Source organism: Lysobacter sp. DMC104, from assembly GCF_056313665.1.
In genome coordinates this window covers 83,951-109,863 of the sequence record NZ_JBQUZW010000009.1, presented here as the reverse complement: position 1 = coordinate 109,863, position 25,913 = coordinate 83,951, and the positions used below count along the sequence as shown (strand labels likewise).

At 70.5% G+C, this 25,913-nt stretch carries 20 protein-coding genes; 8 read left to right on the top strand and 12 right to left on the bottom strand.

What is annotated here, in order from left to right:
- Window positions 1-26 precede the first annotated feature (26 nt).
- The 6 genes from ACT53R_RS12780 to ACT53R_RS12755 form a co-directional block, all read right to left on the bottom strand.
- Entirely contained in the window at window positions 27-1,901 is a 1,875-nt protein-coding gene (locus ACT53R_RS12780; protein ID WP_476172267.1) for a tetratricopeptide repeat protein, read from the bottom strand.
- Window positions 1,898-3,145 (bottom strand): zinc metalloprotease, encoded by a 1,248-nt coding sequence (locus ACT53R_RS12775; protein ID WP_476172266.1) that lies wholly within the window; start codon window positions 3,143-3,145, stop codon window positions 1,898-1,900. Before ACT53R_RS12775 ends, ACT53R_RS12780 begins: the two co-directional genes overlap by 4 nt.
- A gap of 517 nt (window positions 3,146-3,662) precedes the next feature.
- Window positions 3,663-4,760: a cell division protein ZapE gene (gene zapE, locus ACT53R_RS12770; RefSeq protein WP_476172265.1), complete on the bottom strand. Its 1,098-nt coding sequence runs from the start codon at window positions 4,758-4,760 to the stop codon at window positions 3,663-3,665.
- The gene (locus ACT53R_RS12765) at window positions 4,757-5,431 is read right to left on the bottom strand and encodes an alpha/beta hydrolase (protein ID WP_476172264.1); all 675 of its coding nucleotides are present in this window, start codon (window positions 5,429-5,431) and stop codon (window positions 4,757-4,759) included. The genes zapE and ACT53R_RS12765 overlap by 4 nt, the downstream gene beginning before the upstream one ends.
- Before the next feature lie 22 nt (window positions 5,432-5,453).
- The gene (locus ACT53R_RS12760; protein ID WP_476172263.1) at window positions 5,454-7,118 is read right to left on the bottom strand and encodes an ExeM/NucH family extracellular endonuclease; all 1,665 of its coding nucleotides are present in this window, start codon (window positions 7,116-7,118) and stop codon (window positions 5,454-5,456) included.
- Window positions 7,119-7,198: 80 nt separating this feature from the next.
- On the bottom strand, window positions 7,199-7,720 hold the full coding sequence (locus ACT53R_RS12755) for a c-type cytochrome (RefSeq protein WP_476172262.1): 522 nt from the start codon (window positions 7,718-7,720) through the stop codon (window positions 7,199-7,201).
- Window positions 7,721-7,932: 212 nt separating this feature from the next.
- Between ACT53R_RS12755 and ACT53R_RS12750 the strand changes: the two genes are divergently transcribed.
- Window positions 7,933-8,694, top strand: a complete 762-nt coding sequence (locus ACT53R_RS12750) for a helix-turn-helix domain-containing protein (RefSeq protein WP_476172261.1) — start codon at window positions 7,933-7,935, stop codon at window positions 8,692-8,694.
- 27 nt (window positions 8,695-8,721) lie between these two features.
- Here the strand turns inward: ACT53R_RS12750 and rtcR are convergent, their stop codons facing one another.
- Window positions 8,722-10,317, bottom strand: coding sequence for an RNA repair transcriptional activator RtcR (gene rtcR, locus ACT53R_RS12745; RefSeq protein WP_476172260.1), 1,596 nt, complete (start codon window positions 10,315-10,317; stop codon window positions 8,722-8,724).
- 181 nt (window positions 10,318-10,498) lie between these two features.
- Between rtcR and ACT53R_RS12740 the strand changes: the two genes are divergently transcribed.
- The gene (locus ACT53R_RS12740) at window positions 10,499-12,052 is read left to right on the top strand and encodes a TROVE domain-containing protein (protein ID WP_476172259.1); all 1,554 of its coding nucleotides are present in this window, start codon (window positions 10,499-10,501) and stop codon (window positions 12,050-12,052) included.
- Window positions 12,053-12,910: 858 nt separating this feature from the next.
- Here the strand turns inward: ACT53R_RS12740 and ACT53R_RS12735 are convergent.
- The gene (locus tag ACT53R_RS12735; protein ID WP_476172258.1) at window positions 12,911-13,108 is read right to left on the bottom strand and encodes a hypothetical protein; all 198 of its coding nucleotides are present in this window, start codon (window positions 13,106-13,108) and stop codon (window positions 12,911-12,913) included.
- A 14-nt stretch (window positions 13,109-13,122) separates the two neighbouring features.
- On the opposite strand from ACT53R_RS12735, the gene ACT53R_RS12730 reads away from it, so the two are divergent.
- The 6 genes from ACT53R_RS12730 (at window position 13,123) to ACT53R_RS12705 (ending at window position 20,355) form a co-directional block, all read left to right on the top strand.
- Window positions 13,123-14,343, top strand: coding sequence for an RtcB family protein (locus ACT53R_RS12730; RefSeq protein ID WP_476172257.1), 1,221 nt, complete (start codon window positions 13,123-13,125; stop codon window positions 14,341-14,343).
- A 231-nt stretch (window positions 14,344-14,574) separates the two neighbouring features.
- A complete protein-coding gene (rtcA, locus tag ACT53R_RS12725; RefSeq protein WP_476172256.1) occupies window positions 14,575-15,591 on the top strand; it encodes an RNA 3'-terminal phosphate cyclase in 1,017 nt (338 codons plus the stop codon).
- A 127-nt stretch (window positions 15,592-15,718) separates the two neighbouring features.
- The gene (gene deoC / locus ACT53R_RS12720; RefSeq protein WP_476172255.1) at window positions 15,719-16,468 is read left to right on the top strand and encodes a deoxyribose-phosphate aldolase; all 750 of its coding nucleotides are present in this window, start codon (window positions 15,719-15,721) and stop codon (window positions 16,466-16,468) included.
- A 16-nt stretch (window positions 16,469-16,484) separates the two neighbouring features.
- Window positions 16,485-17,717 carry a phosphopentomutase gene (locus ACT53R_RS12715; protein ID WP_476172254.1) on the top strand — a complete coding sequence of 411 codons (1,233 nt, stop codon included), beginning with the start codon at window positions 16,485-16,487 and terminating at the stop codon, window positions 17,715-17,717.
- Complete coding sequence (deoD, locus tag ACT53R_RS12710) at window positions 17,714-18,427, top strand: purine-nucleoside phosphorylase (RefSeq protein WP_476172253.1); 714 nt, start codon at window positions 17,714-17,716, stop codon at window positions 18,425-18,427. Before ACT53R_RS12715 ends, deoD begins: the two co-directional genes overlap by 4 nt.
- Window positions 18,424-20,355 (top strand): pyridoxal phosphate-dependent decarboxylase family protein, encoded by a 1,932-nt coding sequence (locus ACT53R_RS12705; RefSeq protein WP_476172252.1) that lies wholly within the window; start codon window positions 18,424-18,426, stop codon window positions 20,353-20,355. Before deoD ends, ACT53R_RS12705 begins: the two co-directional genes overlap by 4 nt.
- Before the next feature lie 9 nt (window positions 20,356-20,364).
- Here the strand turns inward: ACT53R_RS12705 and ACT53R_RS12700 are convergent, their stop codons facing one another.
- The 4 genes from ACT53R_RS12700 to ACT53R_RS12685 are packed head-to-tail and all read right to left on the bottom strand — an operon-like array spanning window position 20,365 to window position 25,681.
- A complete protein-coding gene (locus ACT53R_RS12700; RefSeq protein ID WP_476172251.1) occupies window positions 20,365-21,672 on the bottom strand; it encodes a M16 family metallopeptidase in 1,308 nt (435 codons plus the stop codon).
- On the bottom strand, window positions 21,669-23,018 hold the full coding sequence (locus ACT53R_RS12695; protein ID WP_476172250.1) for a M16 family metallopeptidase: 1,350 nt from the start codon (window positions 23,016-23,018) through the stop codon (window positions 21,669-21,671). Before ACT53R_RS12695 ends, ACT53R_RS12700 begins: the two co-directional genes overlap by 4 nt.
- 21 nt (window positions 23,019-23,039) lie before the next feature.
- The gene (locus ACT53R_RS12690; RefSeq protein WP_476172249.1) at window positions 23,040-24,416 is read right to left on the bottom strand and encodes an MATE family efflux transporter; all 1,377 of its coding nucleotides are present in this window, start codon (window positions 24,414-24,416) and stop codon (window positions 23,040-23,042) included.
- Window positions 24,413-25,681, bottom strand: a complete 1,269-nt coding sequence (locus ACT53R_RS12685; protein WP_476172248.1) for a cytochrome P450 — start codon at window positions 25,679-25,681, stop codon at window positions 24,413-24,415. The genes ACT53R_RS12690 and ACT53R_RS12685 overlap by 4 nt, the downstream gene beginning before the upstream one ends.
- Window positions 25,682-25,913: the final 232 nt, after the last annotated feature.

Below are 25,913 nucleotides of genomic sequence, written 5' to 3'. Positions count from 1 at the left end.
CGCGGACGTCGCCGGCGAAGCCGCCGTCAGGCGGCTTCGCGGCAGGCCTCGGCCGCGGCGAGGTCGCGCTGGTACAGATCGCGCTGCGCCATCGCCTTGTGGATCTCGGCGCGGTTGAGGTAGTGGTCCGGCTGCTGCGGCTCCAGCGCGATCGCGCGGTCCATGTCCGCCAGCGCGGCCTCGAAACGCCCGGCCTCGTAGTGCAGCACCGCGCGGTTCACGCGCGCCGCCACCAGGTCCGGGGCCAGCGCGATCGCGGCGTCGTAGTCCGCCAGCGCTTCGTCGCTGCGGCCCTCGGCTTCGAGCAGCTCCGCACGCATCGCGTGCAGCTCCGGCTGCAACGGGTTCATCTCCAGGCTGCGGTCGAAGCTGGCCAGCGCGGCGTCGATCTCGCCCAGCGCGCTGTGGCAGATACCCTTGTTGTGGTGCACTTCCGGGTACGGCGCGCTGTAGGCGATCGCCAGGTCGTACATCGCGTTCGCTTCCTCGTAGCGCTCCTGGCGCTGGAGGATGTTGCCGACCTCGTTGTAGTACTCGGAATAGTACGGATCCATCTCGATCGACTTGCGGTAGTGCGCCATCGCGTCGTCGTGGCGGCCCAGCATCACGTGCACCTGCGCGGTGTTGTACTGGAGCACCGAGCGATGGAGCATGTGCTTCTCCTCACCGACTTCGCCGGTGAGGAAGGCATAGCCGTCCTGGCACAGCGCCAGCGCTTCCGCCTGCCGGCCCTGGCGCACGCGCAGGAACGCCAGGCCGTTGTCGATGAAGACCTTCAGGAAGCTGTAGTCGTCGTGGCCGATCTCCGGCCGCGCCGCCTCGATGTCGGCGGCGGCCTGCAGGATGTGGTGCTCGGCGCGCGGCAGGTCCGGCGCCGCGGTGTAGCGCAGGTACGACATCGACAGCAGGTAGTGCATCTTCGCGCGCAGCACGGCGCGGTGCAGGCGCGGTTCGCCCAGCGTCAGCACGATCTCGCGCGCGCGCATCTCCGCGCCGGTCGTCGCCAGCCCCTGGAAGATGTTGCCGAGGTAGTTCCAGCGCGCGTCCTCGTCGTCGCCCACGATGTCGTCGAGGTGCGGCAGCACGTCATCGGCGAAGCTCGCCGATTCGTGGTAGTAGCCGTAGTGGTTGCAGATGCACAGCGCACGCAGCGCGATGTGCGCCCGCGTGCGCGCGTCGCCGCGCTCGATGGCGTGCGCCAGCATCGTCGGGTACTGCGCTTCCCAGTCGAGGATGTCGTTGTCGCGCAGCTGGCGTTCGATCGTCTCGCGCGCCGCGTCGTCGAGCATGCGGCGCGGCAGCGGCGCAAGGCCGAGGTCGCCGAACGTGATGCCGGCCGGCACGAAGCCCGCGCCGGCGATGCCCGCGACCGGCGCCGGATCATCGACCAGCACCTCGATCGATGCCGCCGTGCCGCGGCGCGCCAGTTCGGCGAAGAACCGTGCGCCGAGATGCTGGACGTGACCTAAACCTTCCACCGCCACCACCCAGCGTCGTCCCGGCGCCGAGGCCTGCTTCCACGCCAGCAGCAGTTCGACCAGCCCGTGCAGCAGCCGGTAGGCGCGATCCAGCGGGAAATTGCGCGTGCGTTCGGAGCCGCGCGCGGTATCGGTGAGGCAGGCGTGGCGAACGATGATGCGGTCGCGATGCTCGGGCAGCACGCGGTGCAGTTCGTAGGCGTGGCGATCGATCAGCGCGTCCTCGCCCGCCGCGGCCAGTTCGAGGTATGCCGTCGCGACCAGGTCGCGCACGCCGCTCCAGGTACCGTCACGGCGGAAGTCGGCATCGAGATGGAACAACCGGTCGATGGCGCCTGCAGTCGGCAACGGCGGCGTCGGCGGCTGCACGTTGCGCAGGCGGAACAGGGGGCGCGCATCGGCGCCGGCGACGTCTCCGGTCATGTCGATTCTCCAGTCTGCAAGGGCGTCACGCGTTTCCGTCGCCGCAGCCACATGGTCATGCCGACGGCGAACAGCGCGATGGAAATGGCGGCGAACGCGGTGGCGTCCCAGGCGTCCGCGCGTCCGCCCGCGGGGCCGCGGAACGCGTCGAACGCGCGCTCGGCATAACGCAGCAGCGTGGGGATCAGCACCAGCAGCAGGAACGCGAGCGCGGTGATGCGGCCCAGCAGCCAGATCGCGGTGAATGTGAGCAGCACGCCGCGATGCCGCGGATCGAGCGCGTCGTCGCGCTGTCCGACGATGCCGAAGCTGGCACGGTGCAGGCGATCGCGCAGGTAGCGGCGCGCTTCGTCGTCGAGATCGGGATGGCCGAAGTGGTTGCACAGGACGTAGTACACGTCCGTCTTCAGGAAGATGTTGAACTGCCACGTGATCGAGATCGCGATCTGCAGGATCCACGCACGCAGCAGGTGGGTGAGGAAGCCGTCCTCGCCGCCGGCGAGCAGCCAGCGCAGCGCCAGCGTGATCAGCGCGATGCTCAGCAGGTCGGTCATCATGCCCGCGAGCAGCGGCAGGTAGCGCTGCCGGCGCGGCAGCGACAGGATGCCGGTGAGGTCGGCCTCGGCCACGATCTGCCACAGGCGATGGCCCACGCCCAGCCGCGAGCGGATGCCGTAACGCGCCGCGGCCGCCATGTGCCCGAATTCGTGGAACGACGCGCTGACCGCATACAGCCCGAGCAGCGCGACCAGTGTCAGCGTGAGATGGTCTTCGAGGAAGAACGCGCCGAAATCCAGGCGCAGGCGCGGATCGGCGATGGCCGACGCGACGGCGGCGCCGAGGACGGCGAGATACAGCGCGAACGTCGGCCACGAGAACAGCGCGCGCGCCACGCCGGTCGGGATCGAGAACCGCAGGCGGCGGTCGCCGGCCTCGGTTGCGGCGATCGTCGCCGCGAAGCGCTCGCGTTCCGCGGCCGGAAGCACGAAGCCGATTTCGTGCAACGTGCCGATGAAATCATCGACGTCCACGTCGTCGAAACCGTCGGCCTGGAGCCGCGCGCGGATGCCGTCGGCGGACAGGCCTTCGCGCAGCAGCGCGATGATGCGCACGCCTTCCTCGGGGAAGTGGTAGAACGCATCGAGCTCGCGATTGCCGACGCAGTACACCTCGCCTTCCCGCTGCACCGACAGCGGGATCACGAACCAGGGCGATGCGTCGGCAACGGGCGGTGCGATGGACATGGCGTGCGTCGATGAAGCATCGATCGCGGCGCAGCGAAGGCGCGCGCAGTCGATGCCGTTGCGGGTCGCGAATGAAGCGGGGGAAGACGGGCCGACGGAAGACCGCCGGCCCGCGGCTCAAGGCATCGCGGGAGGGACCGCGGACGCGGCCATCACGATGCGCCGAACCGTCGATCGCATGCGATCGATCAGAACCAGGGCCAGCACTCCCAGATCGGGTAGAGCGCGACGGCGGTGGTCTTCAGCTTCTGCACCTTGACGACGGAAACCTTCTTCATGACGTCTCTCCTTGGACTGGTGAAGTTGTCGATTGGACGGCACCCGCATTCCTTCGGCGGTGAGCGCGACGGCGCAAGGGCCGGCCCCGCGGCGGGACAAGTCGCGGAACGGGCTCGATTTCCCGAGGGGGATCCAGTCGTTCCATGACGATCCAGGCGCGAAGCACCACCAGCTTTAGCACCATTGCGACGCATTCGCAATTGCGGCCGCTGCTGCATGGCAGCAGCGATCGATGGCGTCAACCGCGATGTTCCGCCGCGAGATAGTCCGCGCTCTGCATCTCGATCAGGCGCGATGCCGTGCGTTCGAAGGCGGATGCAAGCCGTTCGCCGCGGTAGAGCGCCATCGGTGCGGCATCGGCGGTGCAGACCAGATTGACGTGGCGGTCATAGAGCTCGTCGATCAACGTGACGAATCGCCGCGCTGCATCATCGCGGCGCGCGTCGAACACCGGAATGCCGCCCAGCAGCACGGTGTGGAATTCGGTCGCGATCTCGATGTAGTCGGCGCTGCCGCGCGGGCCTTCGCACAGCGCGGCGAAATCGAACCAGGCCATGCCCTGCGTGCGGGCGCGCACCGCGATGCGGCGGCCGTCGACGACGATGCCGGCGTCGCGGTGGTCGTCGTCGCCGCGCAGTGCATGCCAGCGTTCGTGCAGCCATGCGTCGCACTCGGCGTCCAGTGGCGCGCGGTACACCGGCGAGCGCACCAGCGCGCGCAGGCGGTAGTCGTGGTCGCTGATCAGGTGCACGACGTTGCAGTGGCGTTCGATCAGCGCGATCGCAGGCAGGAAGCGCGCGCGCTGCAGGCCGTCCTTGTAGAGGTCGGCGGGTGCGGCATTGGAACTGGTGACCAGCGCCACGCCTTCGTCGAACAGGCGTTCGAGCAGGCGTCCCAGCAGCATGGCGTCGCCGATGTCGCTGACGAAGAATTCGTCCAGCACCAGCACGCGCAACTGCGCGCGCCATTCGCGGGCGATGATCGCCAGCGGGTCGCGCTCGCCTGCGTGCGCGCGCAGGCGCTCGTGCACGTCGCGCATGAAACGGTGGAAATGCGTGCGGCGCTTTTCCGCGATCGGCAGGCCGGCGTAGAACAGGTCGATCAGGAACGTCTTGCCGCGGCCGACGCCGCCCCACAGGTACAGGCCCTGCGGCGCAGTGACCTGCGGCTTGCCGAACACGCGGTCGAGCAGGCCCTTGCGCGCGACCGGCGCCGCCAGCGCCGCATGCAGGCGATCGAGCTCGCGCAGCGCCGGGTGCTGCGCCGGGTCGTCGCTCCAGTCGCCGCGGGCCACGCCTGCGGCGTAGCGCGCGGAAGGCAGGCCTGCGTCGCTCATGCCGGATCGGGCAGGTAGGGCTGCACCAGGTGCCGGATCGCGCCGCGCAGGTCGATCAGGCGGCGATGGAAGAAATGGCTGGTCTCCGGCATCCGCACCAGTTCGGCGTCGGGATGCTGCGCGGAGACCCGCGCGAACCAGTCGTACACCGCCTGCGGGTCCACGATCTCGTCCTCTTCGCCCTGGATCACCTTCCACGGCATCGTCGGGGTGACGACCTTCGCGAAGTCCCAGCGTCCGGCCGGCGGCGCGATCGAGAGCAGCAGCGCCGGTTGCAGCTCGGCCGCGGCGCGCAGGCTGACGTAGGCGCCGAAGCTGAAGCCGGCCAGCCACAGCGTGTCCCCGGGGCGCGTCGCGCGCACCCAGGCGACGACGGCGCGCAGATCGTCCCGTTCGCCGTCGCCGTGGTCGAACGCGCCTTCCGAGGCGCCGGTGCCGCGGAAGTTGAAGCGCACCGTGGTCGCGCCCAGTTCGCGCAGCGCGCGCGCGGCCATGGTCACGACCTTGTTGTGCATCGTCCCGCCCTCGGTCGGCAGCGGATGGCAGAGCACCGCCACCAGCGGCCGCGGCGTGGCGTCGGCCTCGGGCGGATCGACCGCGACCTCCAGCCCGCCGGCGGGGCCGGGCAGGGTCAGCGTGGTCGCGGTCGCGGGAAAGGCCGGGAAGTCCATGCGCGGATGATACCGGGGTGGCTCAGGGCGTCCGCAGGCGCAGGCCGACGACCAGCGGGTCGTGGTCCGAACTGCGCCAGACCGCGCGGTCGTCCGGCCGTTCCTGGTAGCCGCGGCTGTCGGGTTCGTCGGCGTTGGTGTGCCATTCGGCCGCGCCGGCCAGCCGGGCGGCCAGCGACGGGCTGAGCAGGGCGTGGTCGAGGCGGCCGGTCTGCGCCGCGTAGACGTAGCTGTAGGGCGTCTCGCGATGCCCGGCGAAGGCGTCGCGCCAGCCGGCGTCGACCAGTGCCTGTACCGGGTCTTCGCGGGTGTAGGCGTTGAGATCGCCGACGATCAGCGTCAGATCGCTGCCGGCATGCGTGGGGTCGGTGCGCAGCCAGGCGTCGAGCCGCCGCGCCGAAGCGGTGCGGACCGCGTTCCAGCAGCTCTGGCCGTCGTGCTGGTCGGCATCCGCGCCGGTGGCGCCGCTGCAGCCCTTGGACTTGAAGTGGTTGGCGACGATCGTGAACACCGGGCCGTTGCCGGCGCGGAAGCTCTGCGCCAGCGGCGGCCGGCTGCGACTGCGGCTGCCGAAGAGATCGTCGATCAGCGTCGCGGCGTCGCCGACCGGCTGCACCCGCGAAGCGCGGTAAAGCATGCCGATCCTGATCTGGTCGCTGCCCGGGTCGGCGGCGGAGACGAAGCGCCAGTCGCCGTCGCCGGCGGCATTGAGCGCGTCGACCAGCTGCGCGACCGCCGAGTCCGGGCCGAAGCCGTCGTTCTCCAGCTCCATCAGTGCGGCGATGTCGGGCGCCAGTCCGCGGATCGTGGCGACGAGGCGGGCCTGCTGGGTGCGGTGTTCGGCTTCCGTGCGGGCGCCTCGGGGCGTCGGGTAGCCGCCGCCGTGGCCGTCGCCGTTGAAGAAGTTCTCGAGATTGAAGCTGGCCACGCGCACGTCGCCGGCCACGTGCGGCGCCCGCGGCCGGGCATCGCGGTCGAAGCGCGGCGTGCGGGTCGGCAGCAACAGCGGCATGCCGTGGCGCAGGTCGACCACGCCTTGCACGCCGCGGACGCGCGTCCCGGCGCGCGGCACGCCGGCCCCGGGCAGGAAACCGGGCGTCGGCGGCTGTTCGGCATCGCTGCCGTCGTCCAGCCACAGCGTGCGGCGGGCGTTGTCCGCGGCGACGGCGCGCAGGGCGTCGCCGGGGCGCGCGGCGTCGCTGGGCGTGCGCAGGCGATCGCCGAAGTTGAGTGTCAGTTCGCCGTATTTCGGCAGGCGATCGGTGCCGGCGACGGTCAGCGGCGTGGCGATCTTCACCCGCATGCCGGCGTACGGCGTCCAGTCCGCGGGCGGCTGGCGCAGCACCGTCGCCTTCGGCAGCGAGCCGCGGCCCAGTGGCGTCAGTTCGCTCGCCTGCAGCGACTTGCCGTCGTCGGCGAGCCGGCCCTGCACGCGGACCCGTTCGCCCACCGCCGGCATCGCGTCGAACCGGACCCGCAGCGCGTCCGACGTCGCCGGGTCGCCGTCGCCGCGGTCCTGCACGAACCCGCCGTCGGCGGTGCGGGCGGTCACCACGCCCTCGATGGTCGCTTCGCCGCCGTCGTCGCGGGACAGCCGGCCGATCGGGGTCGGGTCCGCGGCCTGGGCCAGCGCGGCGGCGGCCAGCAGCGGGAGGAGGGTGGCGGGGAACAGGCGGGAACGGGTCATCGCGGCACTCCGTCGGGGAGCGGAAAGACGAACGCCGCCCGGAGGCGGCGTTGCGGAAGTCGAGCGACCGGCGTCGCGGATCAGGACTTGCCGACCTGACCCAGCATCCAGTCGACCGTGGCCTTGACCTGTTCGTCGGTCAGCGCCGGGTTGCCGCCCTTGGCGGGCATCACGCCGGCCGTGCCCTGGAAGCCGTCGATTGCGTGGGTGTACAGCAGGTCCTTGCCCTTCGCGGCGCGGGCGCCGAAGCCGTCGGCGGTCAGCATCGGCGCGCCACCGGCACCGGTCTTGTGGCAGCCGGCGCAGAGGTTGCCGAAGATCACCGAGCCGTCGGTCGTGCCGCCGTAGGCCACCTGCGACGCGGCCGCGGCCTTCGCGGCCTCGGCGGCGGCGGCCTGCTCGGCCGCGCCGGTGGCGCCGGCGTAGACCGCGCCCGCCGGGGCGATGCGGGCCTCGATGCGCGCGGCTTCGACCGGATTGGTTTCCTGCGGGATCTCCTTCTGGAGGTGCCGGGCGAACAGGATCAGGGCCAGCGTCAACGCCATCAGGAAGGCGATGACCATGGAAAAGCGCTTCAGGAAGTCCAGATCGTAATTGCGCACGACTCACCCGCGGGAACGGAAGTGGGAACGGAAAGGGAGGTTGGCGCGAAGGCGCCCGCGCACCGGTCCCCGGCGCGCAACCGGGGCAGTATAAAGGATTCACGCCCGCCGGCACCCGGACGCCCCGGCGGACCGCTGCCGACGGCCCGGATCGCCGTTGGACCGAAGTCGGGTTCGGCTTGCGGCGCTGCGCATGGCACACTATCCGCCGAATGAGCGATTCCTCCGTCCTTGACCTGATCCAGCTGCGCCGCGGCTGCACGTACTGCTCCGTGCGCCAGCTCTGCCTGCCCGGCGGCATCGGCGCGGACGAGATGCTGCGCCTGGACCAGATCGTCCAGCGCCGGCGGCCCATCGCCCGCGGCGAACGCCTGTTCCGCCTGGGCGACCCGCTGGCCGCGGTGTTCGTCACCCGCGACGGCGCCTTCAAGTCGGTCAGCATCAGCGAGGACGGCGAGGAGCAGGTGCTCGGCTTCCATCTGCCGGGCGAACTGATCGGCCTCGACGCGCTGGGAAGCGGCGAGCATCGCTGCGAAGGCGTGGCGCTGACTTCGGGCAACGTCTGCGAAATCCCGTACGATCAGTTGTCGACCGTCGCCGCGCAGATTCCCAGCCTGCAGCAGCAGCTGCTGCGCGTCATCGGCCAGAGCGTCGGCCGCGACCACGACCACCTCGGCATCCTCGTCCGTCGCCAGGCCAACGAGCGCATCGCGCTGTTCCTGCACAGTCTGGGCGAGCGCTACCGCAACGTCGGCCAGTCCGATCGCCAGTTCCAGCTGCCGATGAGCCGCGAGGACATCGCGCGCTTCCTCGGCCTCGCGCTGGAAACCGTCAGCCGCGGCTTCAGCCGCCTGCAGGACGACGGCGTCATCGCCGTCACCGGCCGCCGGGTCGAGATCCTCAACGTCCCCGAACTGCTGCGCCTCGCCCACGGCGGCGATTCCGCCGGCGACGGAAAGCAGCGCCGCGCCTGATCGCGCCGGTGTCCGCGCGCGCCGGTGTCAGCCGGCCGCGTCCCGGATCGTCGCCCACTCCAGTCCGAACTTCGCCAGGTACTTGCGCAGGCGGTCGGCGTCGTTGGTGCTGCTGCGCTTCGCGCGCGAGGCCGCGAACAGCAGGCGCCCGGCCTCCGACAGCGACTTCGCCCGCGCGCAGACGCGCACGACCTCTTCCAGTTGCACGCGATCGAAGCGATCGAGCGCATCGACGCCGTCGCCCAGCAGCGCGTCGAGCGGCGACGCCTGCGCCGGGCTGCGCCACAGCGCGCGAAGACGTGCGATCTCCTCGTCCACGCGCGCGACGTCGATGCGCCCGCTGTCGGCCAGCGTCGCCATGCGCATCACCGAGGCACCGAGATCGCGGAAATTGCCGGCCCACGCCGCTTCGGTCGACGCGGCGAAGCGCAGGTAGCGTTCGCGCGCCTCGCGGTTGAACGCGACGCGCCGGCCCTGCTCGCGCGACCAGCGTTCCAGCTCGAACTCGAGGTTCGGCGCGATGTCCTCCGGCCGCTCCGCGAGGCCGGGCAGCCGGTACGTCCACAGGTTGAGCCGTGCCAGCAGGTCGTCGCGGAAACGGCCGCGCGCAACCGCGTCCTGCAGGTCGCGGTTGGTGCCGGCGATCAACTGGAAATCGCTTTCGACGTCGCGGTCGCCACCGACCGGCGGGAAGCGCTTTTCCTCGAGCGCGCGCAGCAGCAGCGCCTGTTCATCCAGCCCCAGCTCGCCGATCTCGTCGAGGAACAGCAGGCCCTTGTCGGCCGAGCGCAGCAGGCCGGCGCGATCGGTGCCGGCGCCGGTGTACGCGCCCTTCACGTGGCCGAACAGCGCGCTCATCGCGCCGTCGCCGCGCAGGGTGGCGCAGTTCACCTCGACGAAGCGTCCGGGCAGCTGGTGCTTGAGCTTCTTCAGCTCGAACACGCGCTTCGCCAGCTGGCTCTTGCCGGCGCCGGTGGGGCCCATCAGCAGCATCGGCGCCTTCGAGCGCGTGGCCACGGTCTCGATCTGCTCGATCATGCGGTTGAACGCCGCGTTGCGCGTGGCGATGCCGCTCTTGAGCAGGTCGCGATCCTCCTGCCGCTGCTGCGCGAAGCGCGTGGCGATGCGGTCGTAGCGCGAGAGGTCGAGATCGATCACGGTGAAGCTGCCCGGATCGCCGCTGCCCTGCTTGCGCGGCGGCGAGGTCTGCAGCAGCCGGCCGGGGAAGTGCCGGCTCTCCGCCAGCAGGAACCAGCAGATCTGCGCGACGTGGGTGCCGGTGGTGATGTGGATGAGGTAGTCCTCGTCCTCCGGGCGGAAGTCGTAGCCGCGCACGAAGTCGTGCAGCGTCGCGTAGACGCCTTCGAAGTCCCAGGGGTCGGCGAGATGGGTGTCGTGCCGGCGGAAGGTGGTCTCCGGCGAGATCTGCGCGAAGTCCTCCTGCACCCGCTGCGCCAGCCAGCCGTAGCGACGTTCGTCGGCCAGCAACTCCAGGCGGTCGACCACGAAGTCCTCGTGCTGGCCCAGCGACACCGTCGGCCGCCATTTCTCCCAGCGCGCCGGCCCCGTGCCCGCGTCGATCTGCGTGCCGAGCATGCCGAACACCACCAGCGGTTTGCGCATGATCCGATCCGATAGAAAACGATCTAATCATATATGAAATTCGCGGATCGGCGACGCTTGGTTCTGGCGCGAAAAAATAAAAAATCTTTTCGGAACAGATGGATATGTGGTGGCGGCGGGAGTTGGCACGCGGATTGCCTTGTATCGGGCATTCCCCGGGAATTCCCGACAGGCAACGACCATGGCCAACACCTCCCTCTTCGCTTCCACCCGCGGCCCGCGTCTGCCGGCCGCCACCGCCCGCAACGAGGCCGGCGGCCTCGCCTACGTCCGTGATCCGCGGGCGGCGCTGGCGCTGTTCGCCGCGACCGGTTGCCTCAACGGCACCTTCTACGCAAACGCCGAGGCCCAGCTGGATCGCGTGCTGGCGCTGGCCGCGGCGGTCGACCCGGGCTTCGTCGCCCGCACCGCGATCCACGCCCGCCGCACCGCCTTCATGAAGGACATGCCGGCGCTGCTGCTGGCCACGCTGTCTGTGCGCGACCGCGCACTGTTCGAGGCGGCGTTCCCGCAGGTGATCGACAACGGCCGCCTGCTGCGCAACCTGGTGCAGGTGCTGCGCAGCGGTCGCGTCGGCCGCAAGTCGCTGGGCTCGCTGCCGAAGCGCTTGATCCGCGGCTGGCTGGCGCAGGCGAGCGTCGCGCAGCTGGCGCAGGCGGCCATCGGCAACGATCCGTCGCTGGCGGACGTGGTGAAGATGGTCCACCCGAAGCCGGCCGATGCCGAGCGCGAGGCGCTGTACGCGTGGATCCTCGGCAAGCCGTACGCCGAGGCCGCGCTGCCGGACTTGCTGCGCCGCTACGAAGCCTTCAAGCGCGATCCGTCGGCCGCGGAGCTGCCGGACCTGCCGTTCCAGTACTTCACCTCGCTGCCGCTGACCCGCGCGCAGTGGGCGACGCTGGCCCGGCGCGCGTCGTGGCAGAGCCTGCGCCAGAACCTCAACACGTTCGCGCGCAACGGCGTGTTCGAGGACCAGGCCGCGCTGTACGCGGTGGTGGCGAAGCTGACGGACGCAGCGTCGATCCGCAAGGCGCGCGTGTTCCCGTACCAGTTGCTGACCGCGTACCAGGCGACGGCCGGGCTGCCGCGCGCGATCGCCGAAGCGCTGCAGGACGCGATGGAGATCGCGACCCGCAACGTGCCGGCGCTGTCGGGCGACGTGGTGGTGGCGGTGGACGTGTCGGGGTCGATGGCCTCGCCGGTCACCGGTTTCCGCAAGGGCGCGACCACCGCGACGCGCTGCGTCGACGTGGCGGCGCTGATCGCGGCCTGCGTGCAGCGCAACAGCCCGCAGGCGCGCGTCATGCCGTTCGACACCGACGTGCGCGAGGTGCGCATGAATCCGCGCGACAGCGTGATGACGCAGGCGCAGCGGCTCGCGGCACTGTGTGGCGGCGGTACCGCGGTCAGTGCGCCGCTGGCACGGTTGAATCGCGAACGCGCGCAGGTCGACCTGCTGGTGCTGGTGTCCGACAACGAAAGCTGGCGTGACACGCGCTTCGCGGGCGAGACCGAGACCATGCGCCAGTGGGCGCAGATCAAGGCGCGTTGCCCGCAGGCGAAGCTGGTGTGCATCGACCTGCAGCCGGTCGCGACCAGTCAGACGTTCGAGCGCGAGGACGTGCTGCACGTCGGCGGGTTCAGCGACGCGGTCTTCGACTTGCTCGCGAATTTCGCCGCCGAAGGCGCCGGCACGCAGCGCTGGGTGGACAGGATCGCCTCGATCGAGGTGTAGGGCAGGGAACAGTCCCGGCCGGCAATGGGGCCGGCCGGGCGCAGGAGGCCAATACGGGTTCAGGATCGTCGATCGCGAATGCGCCCCCGACTACATGGGTCAAGCCGGTTCGAATCCGGCAGTCGGAGGCATGTTTGTCGCGGTTGGGGGTCATGCGCCATCGCTTCAATGTTGTCAGCCGCAGGCGCGGCCTCGTTCTCGTCGCAGGTGGCGTGCTGCCTGGGCCGGTTCGAGTCCCGCCCGTCGCGAGACGGTAGCTCAGTCGGTAGAGCAGGCGTTTCCACACTGTTGTCGCGGTCGGTGACTCCGTTGTCATCCCGAGCGGAGCGAGGGACCTGCTTTCAAAGCCGAAAGCAAAAAGCAGATCCCTCGCTGCGCTCGGGATGACAGAGGGAAGCAGCGCTTTTCGAATTCGTCGGCCGCGAATGCCGACGGGACTACATGACTCATTTGTCGCGGGTTCGAATCCCGTCCGTCGCAAGACGGTAGCTCAGTCTGGTAGAGCAGTGAACGATGTCCCGTCACCTTCGTCGCGACCGGCGATCCTTTCCACAAGGCGATATCGATTCATTGTGCTCAGCCGCAGGCGCGGCCTCGTTCTCGTCGCAGGCGGCATGCTGCCTGGGCCGGTTCGAGTCCCGCCCGTCGCGAGACGGTAGCTCAGTCGGATAGAGCAGGATGTTCCCACCCCCTTCGTCGTGGTCGTCGATTCACCGGTCATCCCCGCGCAGCGATGGATGACGCATGCTTCAAAGGTTTCAAATTCGCCGGCCGCGAATGCCGGATGGAACTACAGGATCTTGCGGTCGCGGGTTCGAATCCCGTCCGTCGAAAGGCGGTAGCTCAGTCTGGTAGAGCTCAAGGAATGTTCCATCGACACTTGTCGCTGCCGACGATCTTCATCGATATCCCTTCGCCGCTTTCGGCCGCAGGCGTGGCCTTGGTGTCGTCACCATGACGGCCCTGCTTGGGTGGGTTCAAGTCCCGCTGCATGTAAGCCTCCGGGTCGACGCGCAGCGTCCCGTCATCCTCGTCGCCGCACCTTTTTTTCGACATGAGAGAATCAATCCATGCAACCGCAGAATCACGACGTCATCCAGGAGCCGGGCGCGGCGCCGATCAAGCTGTGGACCCGCGGCGTGCCGCTGGAGGACGAGGCGCGCAAGCAGCTTCAGAACATCGCGAAGCTGCCCTTCATCCATCGCTGGATCGCGGTGATGCCCGACGTGCATCTCGGCAAGGGCGCGACCGTGGGCTCGGTGGTGCCGACCATCGGCGCGATCGTGCCGGCGGCGGTGGGCGTGGACATCGGCTGCGGCATGATCGCGGCGCGCACCACGCTGGTCGCGAGCGACCTGCCGGACCATCTCGCCGGCGTGCGCAGCGCGATCGAGCGCGCGGTGCCGCACGGGCGCACGGTCGGCGCGCGCGACAAGGGCGCGTGGGACACGCCACCGGCGCTGGCGGTTGAGGGCTGGTCGCAGCTGGTCGCCGACTTCGAGAAGATCTGCGAGCGTCATCCGCGCCTGAAGAACACCAACCAGTTCAAGCACCTCGGCACGCTCGGCACCGGCAACCACTTCATCGAGCTGTGCCTGGACGAGGCCGATCGCGTGTGGGTGATGCTGCACTCGGGATCGCGCGGTGTCGGCAACGCCATCGGCTCGCACTTCATCGAGCTGGCGAAGCAGGAGATGCGCCGCTGGATGATCAACCTGCCGGACCAGGACCTCGCCTACCTGCCGGAAGGCAGCCAGTACTACGCCGACTACGTGTTCGCGGTGGACTGGGCGCAGCGCTATGCGCGCATGAATCGCGAGATCATGATGCGGCACGTCGTCGAGGCGCTGCGCACGGTGATCACCAAGCCGTTCGAGGCGCAGGCCGAGGCGGTGAACTGCCACCACAACTACGTGCAGCGCGAGCACCACTTCGGCAAGGACGTGCACGTCACCCGCAAGGGCGCCGTGAGCGCGCGCAAGGGCGAGCTGGGCATCATACCGGGCAGCATGGGCGCAAAGAGCTTCATCGTGCGCGGCCTCGGCAACGAGGACAGCTTCTGCAGCTGCAGCCACGGCGCCGGCCGCGTGATGAGCCGCACCCAGGCGAAGAAGCTGATCACGCTCGACGACCACATCAAGGCGACCGCGCACGTGGAATGCCGCAAGGACGCCGACGTCGTCGACGAGTCGCCGGCCGCGTACAAGCCGATCGACGCGGTGATGGCGGCGCAGGCCGACCTCGTGGAGATCGTGCATACGCTGCGGCAGGTGGTGTGCGTGAAGGGGTGAGGGCCGCACGCCTGCGTGGCACTGCCGCGCAGTGGCCCCGAACGCCTGCACACGGATGTGCAGGCCGGGCGGTCCGAAGCCGTTCGCGCATCGCCATGGAGGGCATCGCGCGTCATCATCCGCAGTCGCAACCTCGATTTTGGTAGAGCGGCCTTCAGGCCGCTGTTCTTCTTGATGCAGAACAGCGGCCTGAAGGCCGCTCTACCGAACCGCATTTGATCCGGAAAGACGATGGACATGATCGAACTCGACGGCTCCGGCGGCGGCGGGCAACTGCTCCGCACCGCGCTCAGCCTCAGCCTGTGCACCGGCACCGCCTTCGCGATGACGCGCATCCGCGCGCAGCGCTCGAAGCCGGGGCTGATGCGCCAGCACCTCACGGCCGTCAACGCCGCGGCGAAGGTCGGCAACGCCTTCGTCGAGGGCGCGGTGCTGGGTGCGACCACGCTGCGCTTCACGCCCGGCCCGGTGACGGCCGGCGACTACGCCTTCGCCACCGGCAGCGCCGGGTCGGCGATGCTGGTGCTGCAGACCGTGCTGCCGCCGCTGTGGCGCTGCGAGCGGCCGTCGCGGCTGCGGCTGGAGGGCGGCACCCACAATCCGCTGGCGCCGAGCGCCGATTTCCTGATCGACACCTACTTGCCGTCGCTGCGGCGGTTCGGGATCGAGGCGAGGCTGGACGTCGAGCGCCCCGGCTTCTTCCCGGCCGGCGGCGGCATCGCGCATGCGCTCGTGCAACCGGCACCGACGCTGGCGCAGCTCGACTTCGGTGAGCGCGGCGAGTTGCAGTCCATCGAAGCGACCGCGCTGCTGTCCGGCCTCGCCGCCGGCATCGGCACGCGCGAGCTGGAGACGCTGGCGCGGATGCTGAAGCTGCCGGCATCTGCGCTGCACCAGCGTCAGGTGCGGCCGTCGATCGGTCCGGGCAATGCGCTGCTGCTGCATGTGCGCCACGCCCATCACGTCGAAGTCTTCACCGGCCACGGCGAGCGCGGGCTGTCGGCGGAGACGGTGGCCGAGCGCCTGGCCGCGGAGGCGCAGGCGTATCTCGACCGCCCGGCCTGCGTTGGCGAGCACCTGTCCGACCAGTTGCTGCTGCCGATGGCCTTGGCTGGCGGCGGCACGTTCACGACCGCGGCGATCAGCGACCACCTGTCGAGCAACGCGCGCCTGATCGAGAAGTTCCTGCCGGTGGAGATCGACTGGGTCGAGACGGCCGACGGCTGGCGCGTCACCGTGGCGGGCTGAGCCCGCGGATGTTGCGTTGCGCCACGGCTCGCGGGAGGCGGGCCGCGCCGATTTGCGGCAGGTCAAAACGGCGGCGCGGCCGGCTCCCTAGGCTGTCGCCTCCGTTCCTGTGCAGGGATCCGCCGCCGTGTCCATCGCTCCGCCCGCCGACCTCGCAGCGCGCCTGCTGCCGCTGCTCGACCTGACCAGCCTCGGCGAGGACGACACGCCCGCCGCGATCCGCGCGCTGTGCGCGTCCGCGCGCCTGCCCGCCGGGTTGCCGGCGGCGCTGTGCGTGTATCCGGAGTACGTGCTGGCGGTGCGCGAGGCCATGGTCGGCACCGACCTCAAGGTCGCGACGGTGGTGAATTTCCCCGACGGCAGCGACGATGCCGCGCGCATCGTCCGCGAGACCCGGCGCGCGATCGCCGCCGGTGCCGACGAGATCGATCTGGTGTTGCCGTACCGCGCGTTGATCGAGGGCCGCACCGATGCCGCGCGCCGTGGCGTCGATGCCTGCCGCGAGGTCTGCGGCACGCGCACGACGCTCAAGCTGATCCTCGAAACTGGCGAACTGGCGTCGCCGGCCCGCATCCGCGCCGCCTGCCGCATCGGCCTGACCGCCGGCGTGGATTTCCTGAAGACTTCGACCGGCAAGGTCGCGGTCAACGCCACGCTCGACGCCGCGGCGATCATGCTCGACGAGATCGCGGCCGGCGGCGGCCTGTGCGGCTTCAAGGCCGCCGGTGGCATTCGCACGCTGGCCGCGGCGCAGGCCTACGTCGCGCTGGCGGAAGATCGCCTGGGTGCCGAGTGGGTGACGCCGGAGCGCTTCCGCATCGGCGCCAGCGGCCTGTTCGCCGACATCGCCGCCGCGCTCGCCGCGCCGGCCGCCTGAACAGGGGGACGCCGCCATGCCGCGTGCCATCTGGGTGGTGCTCGATTCGCTGGGCCTGGGTGCCGCGCCGGATGCCGCGGCGTACGGCGATGCCGGGGCCGACACCTTCGGCCACATCGCCGCCGCCTGCGCCGAGGCCCCGCGCGGGCCGCTGCGCCTGCCCGCGCTCACGCGCCTGGGGTTGCCGCAGGCGCACGCGCAGGTGCACGGGCGTGCGGCCGCCGGGTTCCTCGACCTGCCGATGCCGGGCGCGTGCTGGGGGCACATGGTGGAACGCGCCTGCGGCAAGGACACGCCGTCCGGCCACTGGGAAAGCATGGGCGTGGTGCTCGATCGCCCGTTCGGGCTGTTCCCGGCGCACGAACATTCGTTCCCGCCCGCGTTGCTGCGCGCCTTGATCGAACAGGGCGACCTGCCCGGCGTGCTGGGCGATTGCCACGCCTCGGGCACCGAGATCATCGCCCGGCTCGGCGCCGAGCACATGGCCAGCGGCAAGCCGATCGTCTACACCTCGGCCGATTCGGTGCTGCAGATCGCCGCGCACGAGGACAGTTTCGGCCTGCAGCGGCTGCACGCGCTGTGCGAACTCGCGCGCTTCCTGCTGGCGCCGTACGACATCGGCCGGGTGATCGCGCGGCCCTTCATCGGCACGACGGAGACCGGCTTCACGCGCACCGGCCATCGCCGCGACTACGCGCTGCCGCCGCCGGCGCCAACGCTGTTCGATGCGGTGGACGCCGCCGGTGGCGACGTGATCGCGGTCGGCAAGATCGGCGACATCTTCGCCCACCACGGCGTGTCGTCGGTGCGGCCGGCCAGCGGCCACGACGCGCTGTTCGATGCGACGCTGGCGGCGCTCGACGGTGCCGGCGACGGTGCGCTGGTCGCGGTCAATTTCGTCGACTTCGACAGCGTCTACGGCCATCGCCGCGACCCGCTGGGCTACGGCGCCGCGCTCGAAGCCTTCGACGCGCGTCTGCCGTCGCTGCTGGCCGCGTTGCGTCCGGGCGACCTGCTGGTGCTCGGCGCCGACCACGGCTGCGATCCGACCTGGCCCGGCAGCGACCACACCCGCGAGACCGTGCCGCTGCTCGCGTATGGCCCGGGGCTGGCGCCGCGCGCGCTGGGCCGCCGCGACTCGTTCGCCGACCTCGGCCAGGGCCTGGCCACCCATCTCGGCCTGCCGCCGCTGGCGGCGGGCCGCTGCTTCCTCACCGAACGTGCCCCATCGCAGGCCTCTTCCGCATGAGCACGCCGCATCTCGACGCCGAACCCGGCGCCATCGCCGACACCGTCTTCTTTCCCGGCGATCCGTTGCGTGCGCGGCACATCGCCCGCGAGTTCCTCGATGCGCCGGTCGAGTTCAACGCACGCCGCAACATGCTCGGCTACACCGGCACGTGGCGCGGGCGGCCGGTGTCGGTGATGGGCAGCGGCATGGGCATCCCGTCGTCGGCGATCTACGCCACCGAGCTGGCGCGCGTGTACGGCGTGCGCCGGATCGTGCGCCTGGGCACCTGCGGCGGCGTCGGCGACGTCGCGCTGGGCGATCTGCTGATCGCGCAGGGCGCGAGCACCGACTCGCGCTTCAACCGCCTGCAGTTCGGCGACCACGACCTTGCCGCCTGCGCCGACTTCGCGATGCTGCGCGCGGTCGTCGACACCGCCGAGCGGCAGTCGGTCGCGGTGCGCGTGGCCCACGTCTTCAGCACCGACTGCTTCTACGACGGCGATCCGGATCTCGTCGCGCGCCTGCGCCGGCACCGCATCCTCGGCATCGACATGGAATCGGCCGGGCTGTACGGGCTGGCGATGCGCGAAGGCATCGCCGCGCTGTCGCTGCTCACCGTCAGCGATCATCTCGAGGAAGGGCGGCACATGCCCGCCGACGAGCGCGAACGCGGCCTCGCGCGCATGACCACGCTGGCGCTCGATAGCCTCTGCGGCGCGGCGGCATGAGCGCCGATCCCGCGCTGTATCCGTGCTTCCTCGGGCCGTACGCCGAGAACGACGACCTGCTGGAATCGCTGGTTGTCGGCTTCCTGCGCGACCACGTCTACTGGCGCCGCAACCTGCATCCCGAGGATGCGCCGGCGATCCCCACCGGCGCCAACCGCCGCGCGGACTACGTCGACTTCGAATCGCGGCTGCGGCGCGAACTGCACCAGCTGTCCGCGGCGCTCAAGCGCAGCGTGCCGTTCCACAGCCCGCGCTATATCGGCCACATGGTCAGCGACCTGCTGCTGCCGGGGCTGGTCGCGCAGATGCTGGCGCTGCCGTACAACCCGAACAACGTCAGCGCCGATGCCGCACCGGTCACGATCGATCTCGAACTGAAGGCCGGCCTGCAGCTCGCGGCGATGGTGGGCTACGTCGCCGATCCTGCGCGCGCCGACTGCGCGTTCGGACATCTCACCTCCGGTGGCACGCTGGCGAACGTGCAGGGCCTGCGCCTCGCGCTGGCGCTGAAGGCGTTCCCGGTCGCGCTGCGTGCCGCCGATGCACCACTCGATGATCTGCCCGACGACGACTGGACTGCGTTCAATCTGCTCCCCGCCGAATCGACCGCGCTGTACGCGCGCTGGTGCGACGCGCTGGTGGCGATGCCCGGCGACGAACGCGCGCGTTGGTCGCGCCGGGTCGAGGACGCGCGGCTGGAGACGCTGGGGCTTGCGGAGTTCCTCGCGCGGCATCCGACGTTGTCGACGCCGCTGGTGTTCGCGCCGGCCACCGCGCACTACTCGTGGAGCAAGGGCGCGAAGCTGCTCGGGCTCGGCCGTGCGCAGCTGCGGCTCATCCCCGGCAAGGCGATGCGGCTGGATCTCGACGCGCTCGCGGAACAGCTCGACGCCTGTCGCCGCGCCCGCCAGCCGGTGCTGATGACCGTCGGCGTGCTCGGCAGCACCGAGTTCGGCACCATCGATCCGCTCGACGGCCTCGCCGACCTGCGCGACCGCCTGCATCGCGACGGCCTCGGCATGGCGCTGCATCTCGACGCCGCGTGGGGCGGCTATCTCGCGACGCTGTTCCGCGATGCCGACGGCGCACTGCGCGGCGCGGACGCGGTCGGCGCCGAATTCGCCGCGTTCCCGAGCCCCGCGGTGCATGCCGCGGTCGGTGCGATGGCGCGCATGGATGCCATCACCATCGATCCGCACAAGCTCGGCTACCTGCCGTACGGTGCAGGTGCGTTCCTGTGCCGCGACCAGCGCGCGATCGGCTTGCTGTCGGAAGGCGCGGACTACGTGTTCGACCAGACCGCCGACGGCGACTACTTCCAGCGCCATCGCCAGCTCGGCCGGTACATTCCCGAAGGCTCGAAGCCCGGCGCGATGGCCGCGGCGGTGTACGTGACCCATCGCGTGATGCCGCTCGACCACGCGCGTTTCGGCCGGCTGCCGGCGCAGAGCATCCGCAACACCGAAGCCTTTCTCGCCGCCGCCGACCGCTTCATCGCGCGCATCGCGCCGCTGGCGAAGGCGGTGGTGCCGTTCGCGCCCGACAGCAACCTCGTCTGCCTCGCGCTCAATCCGCAGGGCAACCACGACATCGCGACGATGAACCGCTTCGTGCGCGGCCTGCATCGTGCGCTCAGCGCCGATCCGACCAAGCCGCTGCAGCTCGGTGAGCACTTCGGCTCGATCACCACGCTGCGCCGCGAAACGATGGGCGATGCCGACACCGCGCGTGTGCTCGCTGCGCTGGGCTTCGCTGCGGACGCACTGGACGATGCGGACCCGGAGCGCGACCGGCTGGTGATCCTGCGCCACACGCTGATGAACCCGTTCCTGCTCGATGCCGACGGCGACAGCGTCTACATCGACGGCTATTTCGACTTCCTCGCCCGGCGCATCGCCGCGGCGGCCGACGAGGCGCCCGACGCCTGATCCGCGAGGTCAGGCGTTCGCGTCGCCGAACGGACCCGCGATCGCGACTTGCGCGGCGTCGGGCACGAAGCAGGTGCGCAGCACGCGATCGAGTTGCGCCGCGTCCACGGCGCGCAGGCGTTCGGGGAAGCTGCGCAGATGGTCCGCGCCCCAGCCCTGTTCCAGCCCGAGCAGCACGGTTTCGCTGAGGCCGTACACGGTCGCGAGGCTGATCTGGAAGGCGCCGATGGCTTGGCGCCGTCGCAGGTCGAGTTCCGCCGCAGGCACGCCGCCGTCGACGAACCGCGCCAGCGTCTCGCGCGTCGCCGCCAGTCCGGCGTCCAGTGCCTCGGGGCTGAGCGACAGATCGATCTGCCAGTGGCCGTCGAAACCCGGGTCCGGCTTCGCCAGCTGCGAGCGGATCGCGTAGGTCAGGCCTTTCTCCTCGCGCACCGACGCGACCAGCCGCGAACCGAAACCACCGCCCAGGACATGGTTCGCCAGCCACAGCGCGGCGTAGTCGGTGTCGCGACAGCGCAGCCCGAAGCGCTGGCCGAGCGCGACCTGGAAATGCCCGCTGTCGGGCACGTCGATACGGATCGGCGCCTGCGTCGGCACCGGCGCCACGTCCGCGCTCGCGGGCCAGTCGCGCACGGGGCGGGGCGCCCAATCGCCGAGCGCGCGGTCGAGCGCGGCTGCGACGACGTCGGGCTCGACGTCGCCGACGGCGACGACGCGCAGCGTGTTCGCGCCGAAGTGATCGCGATGATGGCGACGCACGTCGTCGACGGTGAAGCCTTCCAGCCACGCGATCGCCGTGTCGACGTCGGCCGGGTGGCGCGGATGCGAGGGCGCGTACAGCGCGCGCGCCAGGGCATCGGAAACCTGCGTCGCCGGATCGGCGGCTATTGCGTGGAGGTCGGCGATCATGCGCTGGCGTTCGGCACGGCAGCTCGCTTCGTCGAAGCGCGGCGCGCGCAACGCGTCGCCGAGCAGGTCGGCGACGGTCGCCAGGTCGGCGGTGCAGGCACGCACCGAGAACGACACGCGCTCGGGCTCGGCCTCGAACGCCAGCGAGGCGCCGCGACTTTCCAGCGCTTCGGCGAAGGCGAATTCGTCGCGCCGTGTGGTGCCGCTGGTCAGCAGCGCGACCACGAGCTGTTGCAGCAGATGGCCGCCGTGTTCGATCACCGGCGCGGTGCGGAACGACCCGGCCAGCGCGAACGCCGCCGGCGTCGCGGCGCGCAGTGCATGCAGGCTGCCCTGCGCCAGCGGCACCGACACGATGTCGGGCATCGCGGCAGTCGATCGCGCGGAGGCGGCGAGGACGGCCGTCATGCGCCGGCCTCGTCGTCATCGGCACGCGCCTGGTCGGGATCGTGCGCGAGATGGCCCACGGTCAGGCGCGCGTCGGTCAGGTAGGTCCTGGCGACGCGCTGCACGTCGGCGGGCGTGACCGCGGCGAAGCGATCGAGCGCGGTCGCGTACAGCGTCCAGTCGCCGGCCGCGATCGCTTCGTTGAGTTGCATCGCCATCGCCATCGGCCCGTCGCGGCCGGTGGTCAGCTGGCCGCGCAGGAAGCCCTGCGCGCGTGCGAGCTCGGCGTCGGTCACGCCGTCGCGGCGGATCGCGTCGACGGCCTCGCGCATCAGGCGTTCGACGCGGGCGTGGTTCCGTGGCTGCGTCGGCAGCGCCTGCAACTGGAACAGCCCGGGTTGGTGCAGCCGCGCCACCGTGTACCAGGCATGCATGGCGATGCCGCTCGCGATCAGCGGCCGGTACAGCCGCGAGAGCTTGCCGCCGATCAGCAGGTGCCCGAGCAGCTCCAGCGCGTCGGCGTCGGCACTGCGGCCGTGCGGCCCGCGGTAGCCCAGCATCACCCAGTCCGGCGGCGTGGCCTGCGCGAGCGTGAAGCGCCGTTCGCCGTGCTGTTCCGGTACTGCCGCGGGTTCGATGTCCGCGGGCGCGTCGGGCACGACGATGTCGCCGAAATGGCGCAGCGCGAGGTCGAGCACGCGCTCGCGCGCGACGTCGCCGATCACGGTCAGCGTCGCGTTGGCCGGGCGGTAGTGACGATGGTAGAAGTCGAACAGCGCGTCGCGTTGCAGGCCGAGGATGTCCTCGCGCGTTCCCAGCACCGGATGGCCGTACGGATGCGTCGGAAACGCCGCGCTCCACAGCGCCTGGTGCAGCCGCTCCAGCGGATCGCCGGCGTACAGGTCGTGCTCGTTCAGCACCACCGCGCGCTCCGCTTCCAGGTCGTCGGCGTCCATGCGCAGGCCGCGCATGCGGTCGGCCTCGATCTCGAGCGACAGGTCGAGCTGGTCCAGCGGCACGAGGTTGAAGTAGTGCGTGCGATCCATCCACGTGGTCGCGTTGACCTGCGCGCCGAAGGGGTGCAGCAGGTCGTGGATCGAGGTGCCGAGCGCATGCCGGAAGCGCGCGGTGCCCTTGAACATCATGTGCTCGATCATGTGGCTCGCGCCCTTCAGCCTGGCGGGCTCGTGGCCGCTGCCGACCGCGTAGGTCAGCATCGACAGCGCCACCGGCAGGGCGGGCGTGGGCATGAAGAGCACGCGCAGGCCGTTGGCGGCGAGGCGGTATTCCTCGATGCCGCCGACTTCGCGCACGAAGGTCGCGGCATCGCGTACGGGACCGTCGAGGGCGAGGGCGGCGTTGCGCATGGCGGGCGGTGTCCGCATCGATCAGGCCGGTGCGCCGACTTCGGGCGCACCGACCGCGGGTGCGGCATCGGCGCGGCTGCGGAAGTGGCGACGCGCGAAGAACACGGCCATGCCCGCCTGCACGAAGCCGGCCGCGGCCATCGTGGTCCACAGCCAGGTCGGGCGGAAGCCGGGCAGGCGCGACAGCACGAAGGCCACCACGACCACCGTCGACGCGTACACGACCTGGGTGATCAGGCTGGCACGCGTGTAGCCGGTGCCCGACAGCGCCGCGAAGACCAGATACGAGATTGCCGACGGGATCAGCGTGATCGCGGCGATGCGCAGGAACCGCGCGCAGGCAGCGGCGACCGCGGCATCGTCGGTGAACAGGCTGCAGATCCACGGTGCGCCGAGTTCGATCGCCAGCAGCATCAGCGGCGCGAGGACCAGGCCGACGCGCAGGCTGCGGCGCAGCGTGTCGCGGACGCGATCGGCCAGCCCCGCGCCGTGGCTCTGGCCGACGATCACGCAGGTCGCGCTGCTCAGCGCCATCAGCGGCATCAGCACCGACTGGAACACGCGCTGGCCAACGCCGAACGCGGCTTGTTCGTCGGCACCGAACGGCCGCAGCAGGAGCGCGATCGCCAGCAGGTAGACCGCGACGACGGCGCTTTCGATGCCGGTCGGCAGGCCGATCTTCAGCGCGCCCCACAATTCCCGTGGCCGCGAGATCCAGACCGACGGTTGCAGGCGCAGGTAAGTGTCGCTGAGCGTGAAGTAGGCGAACACGCCGAGCATGGTCAGGCCGCAGGCGAGGAACGTCGCCATGCCGGTGCCGGCGACGCCCAGCGCGGGCAGGCCCAGCCAGCCGAACATCAGCACCGGCGCCAGCACTGCGTTCAGCGCCACGGTCGCGAGCTGCGCGATGGTGCCGGTGCGCACGTTGCCGGTGAACTCCAGCGCGCTGGCGACGATGTACATCGGCAGCTGCACCACGATCGCCGGGATGAACCAGCGGAAATAGGTGGCGATCAGCGTCGCGGTGTCGGCGTCGGAGGTCAGCAGCCGGCCGAAGGCGTCGCGTTCGATCCAGCCGACCACGCCGAGGACGCCCATGAACAGCAGTGCGGCGCCGAAGGCTTCGTTGAAGATGCGGTTGGCGCGATCGCGATCGCCGCCGCCGACCGCATGCGAGATAAGGATGCCCGCACCCATGCCGACCACCGGCATCAGCGTGAGCAGCAGCATCATCGGGAAGCCGGCCAGCGTCACCGCCGCCTGTGCGTGCGGGCCGAGCCGCCCCAGCCAGTAGAGGTTGATCAGCGCGAACAGGTTGCCCGCGAGCATGTTCAGCAGGATGGCGCCGGACATCCGTGCCAGGTGGGTTTCGATGCGACCGGTGGTGAGATCCTTCATGGTGCGTTCGCGCCTTGCGTGCTGGCGTCGCGGCGGACGATCGCGCCGCGGAAATCCTTGGGCCGCACCAGCGAGGCGACCGCCATCGATCCGTGTCCGTGCTCCGGCACCCGCAGTGCATAACGCGTGCAGACGAAATGCGCGAGCAGCATCATCTGCGCCATGCCGAGGTTGGCGCCGATGCACGATTTCGGTGCCCAGCCGAACGGGACGTAGCTGCCGTGCGGGCACTGCCCGCTGCGACGCGCCTCCGCCAGCCAGCGGTCGGGATCGAACACGTCCGCGTTGCCCCAGTCCTGCTCGCCGTGATGGAGCATGTACGAGCTGAGCACATATTGCTGGCCCTTCTTCAGGCAGACGTCGCCGTGCGCCAGGTCGGTACGTACCTCGCGCACCACCACCGGCGGCGTGCTCCAGATGCGCAGCACTTCCTTCACGAAGCGGCCGGTGATCGGCGCCAGTCGTGTCGGCGACGTGCAGAATTCGTCGAGCGGGATGGCGCCGAGCTCGGCTTCCATCTTCGCGCGCCACTCGGGGTTGCGGTCCAGCTCGAACAGCAGGCAGGCCGCGGCCGCGCCGGGCGAGCCGGTGACGGCGGTGAGCAGCGATGTCACCGCATCGACCGCACGGCCGAGGCCGAGCGTGGGGATCATGTCGACGACCGGATCGGTGAGGTCCTTGCGGCGCGGACGGCGACCCGACAGCCGGCCCTTCAGTTCGCGGCGCACGGCGAGGCCGGCGAGTACCTGCAGCGTGATCATCTTCGGCTTGTGCCACGACGATACGCGGCCGTCGTCGACGTCCGACAGGAACCACGCGACCTTCGAGAACACTTCCGACACCACCCAGCGGCGGTCGATCGGGCCGAGGCCGTCGATGATCGCGGGGATCAGCGGCTCCACTGCCACGCGCTCGCCCAGCCACAGCAGGTCCTGTTCGCGTCCGGCCTCGGCGGCGAGGATCGCGTCCATCCGCCCGGCGATCGTGCGCAGGCCGTCGGTATCGTTGAGGTGGCGCATCTGGCCCAGCCAGCCCTGGCGCAACTTGTTCCAGTTGAACGGCGCGCTCTCGCGCCCGCGCAGCACGTCCGCGACGTCGTCGAACATCGTCAGGTCGGCGTAGTTCAACGCCTCCACGCGCTGCGCGGTCTGCGGATCGAGTATGGCCAGCACGTCGGGCCGCTCCCAGAAGATCAGGCCTTCCTCGCGGATGCGGTGCCGGAATTCCTTCACCTTCTCGGTTTCAGTGACGGTTCGTGCTTGCATCGGTCGCGCTCCGGGGAAAGGGATCTCGAAGGCACGGGCCGGGCTGCCCGGCCGGGCCTGCATCGGTGTTCAGAGGGTGTGGTACAGCACCCAGCGCCACATGGGGCAGCCGCCGGCGATGCCGCGGAGGCCGAGGGCGGCCTTCATCGCGCAGAGGGTCTTCTTCATGTCGAACGTCATGGAATGCGTCGGATCGCCGGTATGGCGTGCGGACGACGGACCGGCATGCACC

Bases quoted from the DNA above. Each gene is read 5' to 3' on its own strand.
- ACT53R_RS12690 (WP_476172249.1), bottom strand. From the start codon at position 24,416: ATGAAGGATCTCACCACCGGTCGCATCGAAACCCACCTGGCACGGATG.
- ACT53R_RS12760 (WP_476172263.1), bottom strand. From the start codon at position 7,118: ATGACCCGTTCCCGCCTGTTCCCCGCCACCCTCCTCCCGCTGCTGGCC.
- ACT53R_RS12730 (WP_476172257.1), top strand. From the start codon at position 13,123: ATGCAACCGCAGAATCACGACGTCATCCAGGAGCCGGGCGCGGCGCCG.
- zapE (WP_476172265.1), bottom strand. From the start codon at position 4,760: ATGAGCGACGCAGGCCTGCCTTCCGCGCGCTACGCCGCAGGCGTGGCC.
- rtcA (WP_476172256.1), top strand. From the start codon at position 14,575: ATGGACATGATCGAACTCGACGGCTCCGGCGGCGGCGGGCAACTGCTC.
- rtcR (WP_476172260.1), bottom strand. From the start codon at position 10,317: ATGCGCAAACCGCTGGTGGTGTTCGGCATGCTCGGCACGCAGATCGAC.
- ACT53R_RS12735 (WP_476172258.1), bottom strand. From the start codon at position 13,108: ATGTCGAAAAAAAGGTGCGGCGACGAGGATGACGGGACGCTGCGCGTC.
- ACT53R_RS12695 (WP_476172250.1), bottom strand. From the start codon at position 23,018: ATGCGCAACGCCGCCCTCGCCCTCGACGGTCCCGTACGCGATGCCGCG.
- ACT53R_RS12765 (WP_476172264.1), bottom strand. From the start codon at position 5,431: ATGGACTTCCCGGCCTTTCCCGCGACCGCGACCACGCTGACCCTGCCC.
- ACT53R_RS12685 (WP_476172248.1), bottom strand. From the start codon at position 25,681: ATGCAAGCACGAACCGTCACTGAAACCGAGAAGGTGAAGGAATTCCGG.
- ACT53R_RS12750 (WP_476172261.1), top strand. From the start codon at position 7,933: ATGAGCGATTCCTCCGTCCTTGACCTGATCCAGCTGCGCCGCGGCTGC.
- ACT53R_RS12700 (WP_476172251.1), bottom strand. From the start codon at position 21,672: ATGACGGCCGTCCTCGCCGCCTCCGCGCGATCGACTGCCGCGATGCCC.
- deoD (WP_476172253.1), top strand. From the start codon at position 17,714: ATGAGCACGCCGCATCTCGACGCCGAACCCGGCGCCATCGCCGACACC.
- ACT53R_RS12705 (WP_476172252.1), top strand. From the start codon at position 18,424: ATGAGCGCCGATCCCGCGCTGTATCCGTGCTTCCTCGGGCCGTACGCC.
- ACT53R_RS12715 (WP_476172254.1), top strand. From the start codon at position 16,485: ATGCCGCGTGCCATCTGGGTGGTGCTCGATTCGCTGGGCCTGGGTGCC.
- ACT53R_RS12775 (WP_476172266.1), bottom strand. From the start codon at position 3,145: ATGTCCATCGCACCGCCCGTTGCCGACGCATCGCCCTGGTTCGTGATC.
- ACT53R_RS12740 (WP_476172259.1), top strand. From the start codon at position 10,499: ATGGCCAACACCTCCCTCTTCGCTTCCACCCGCGGCCCGCGTCTGCCG.
- ACT53R_RS12780 (WP_476172267.1), bottom strand. From the start codon at position 1,901: ATGACCGGAGACGTCGCCGGCGCCGATGCGCGCCCCCTGTTCCGCCTG.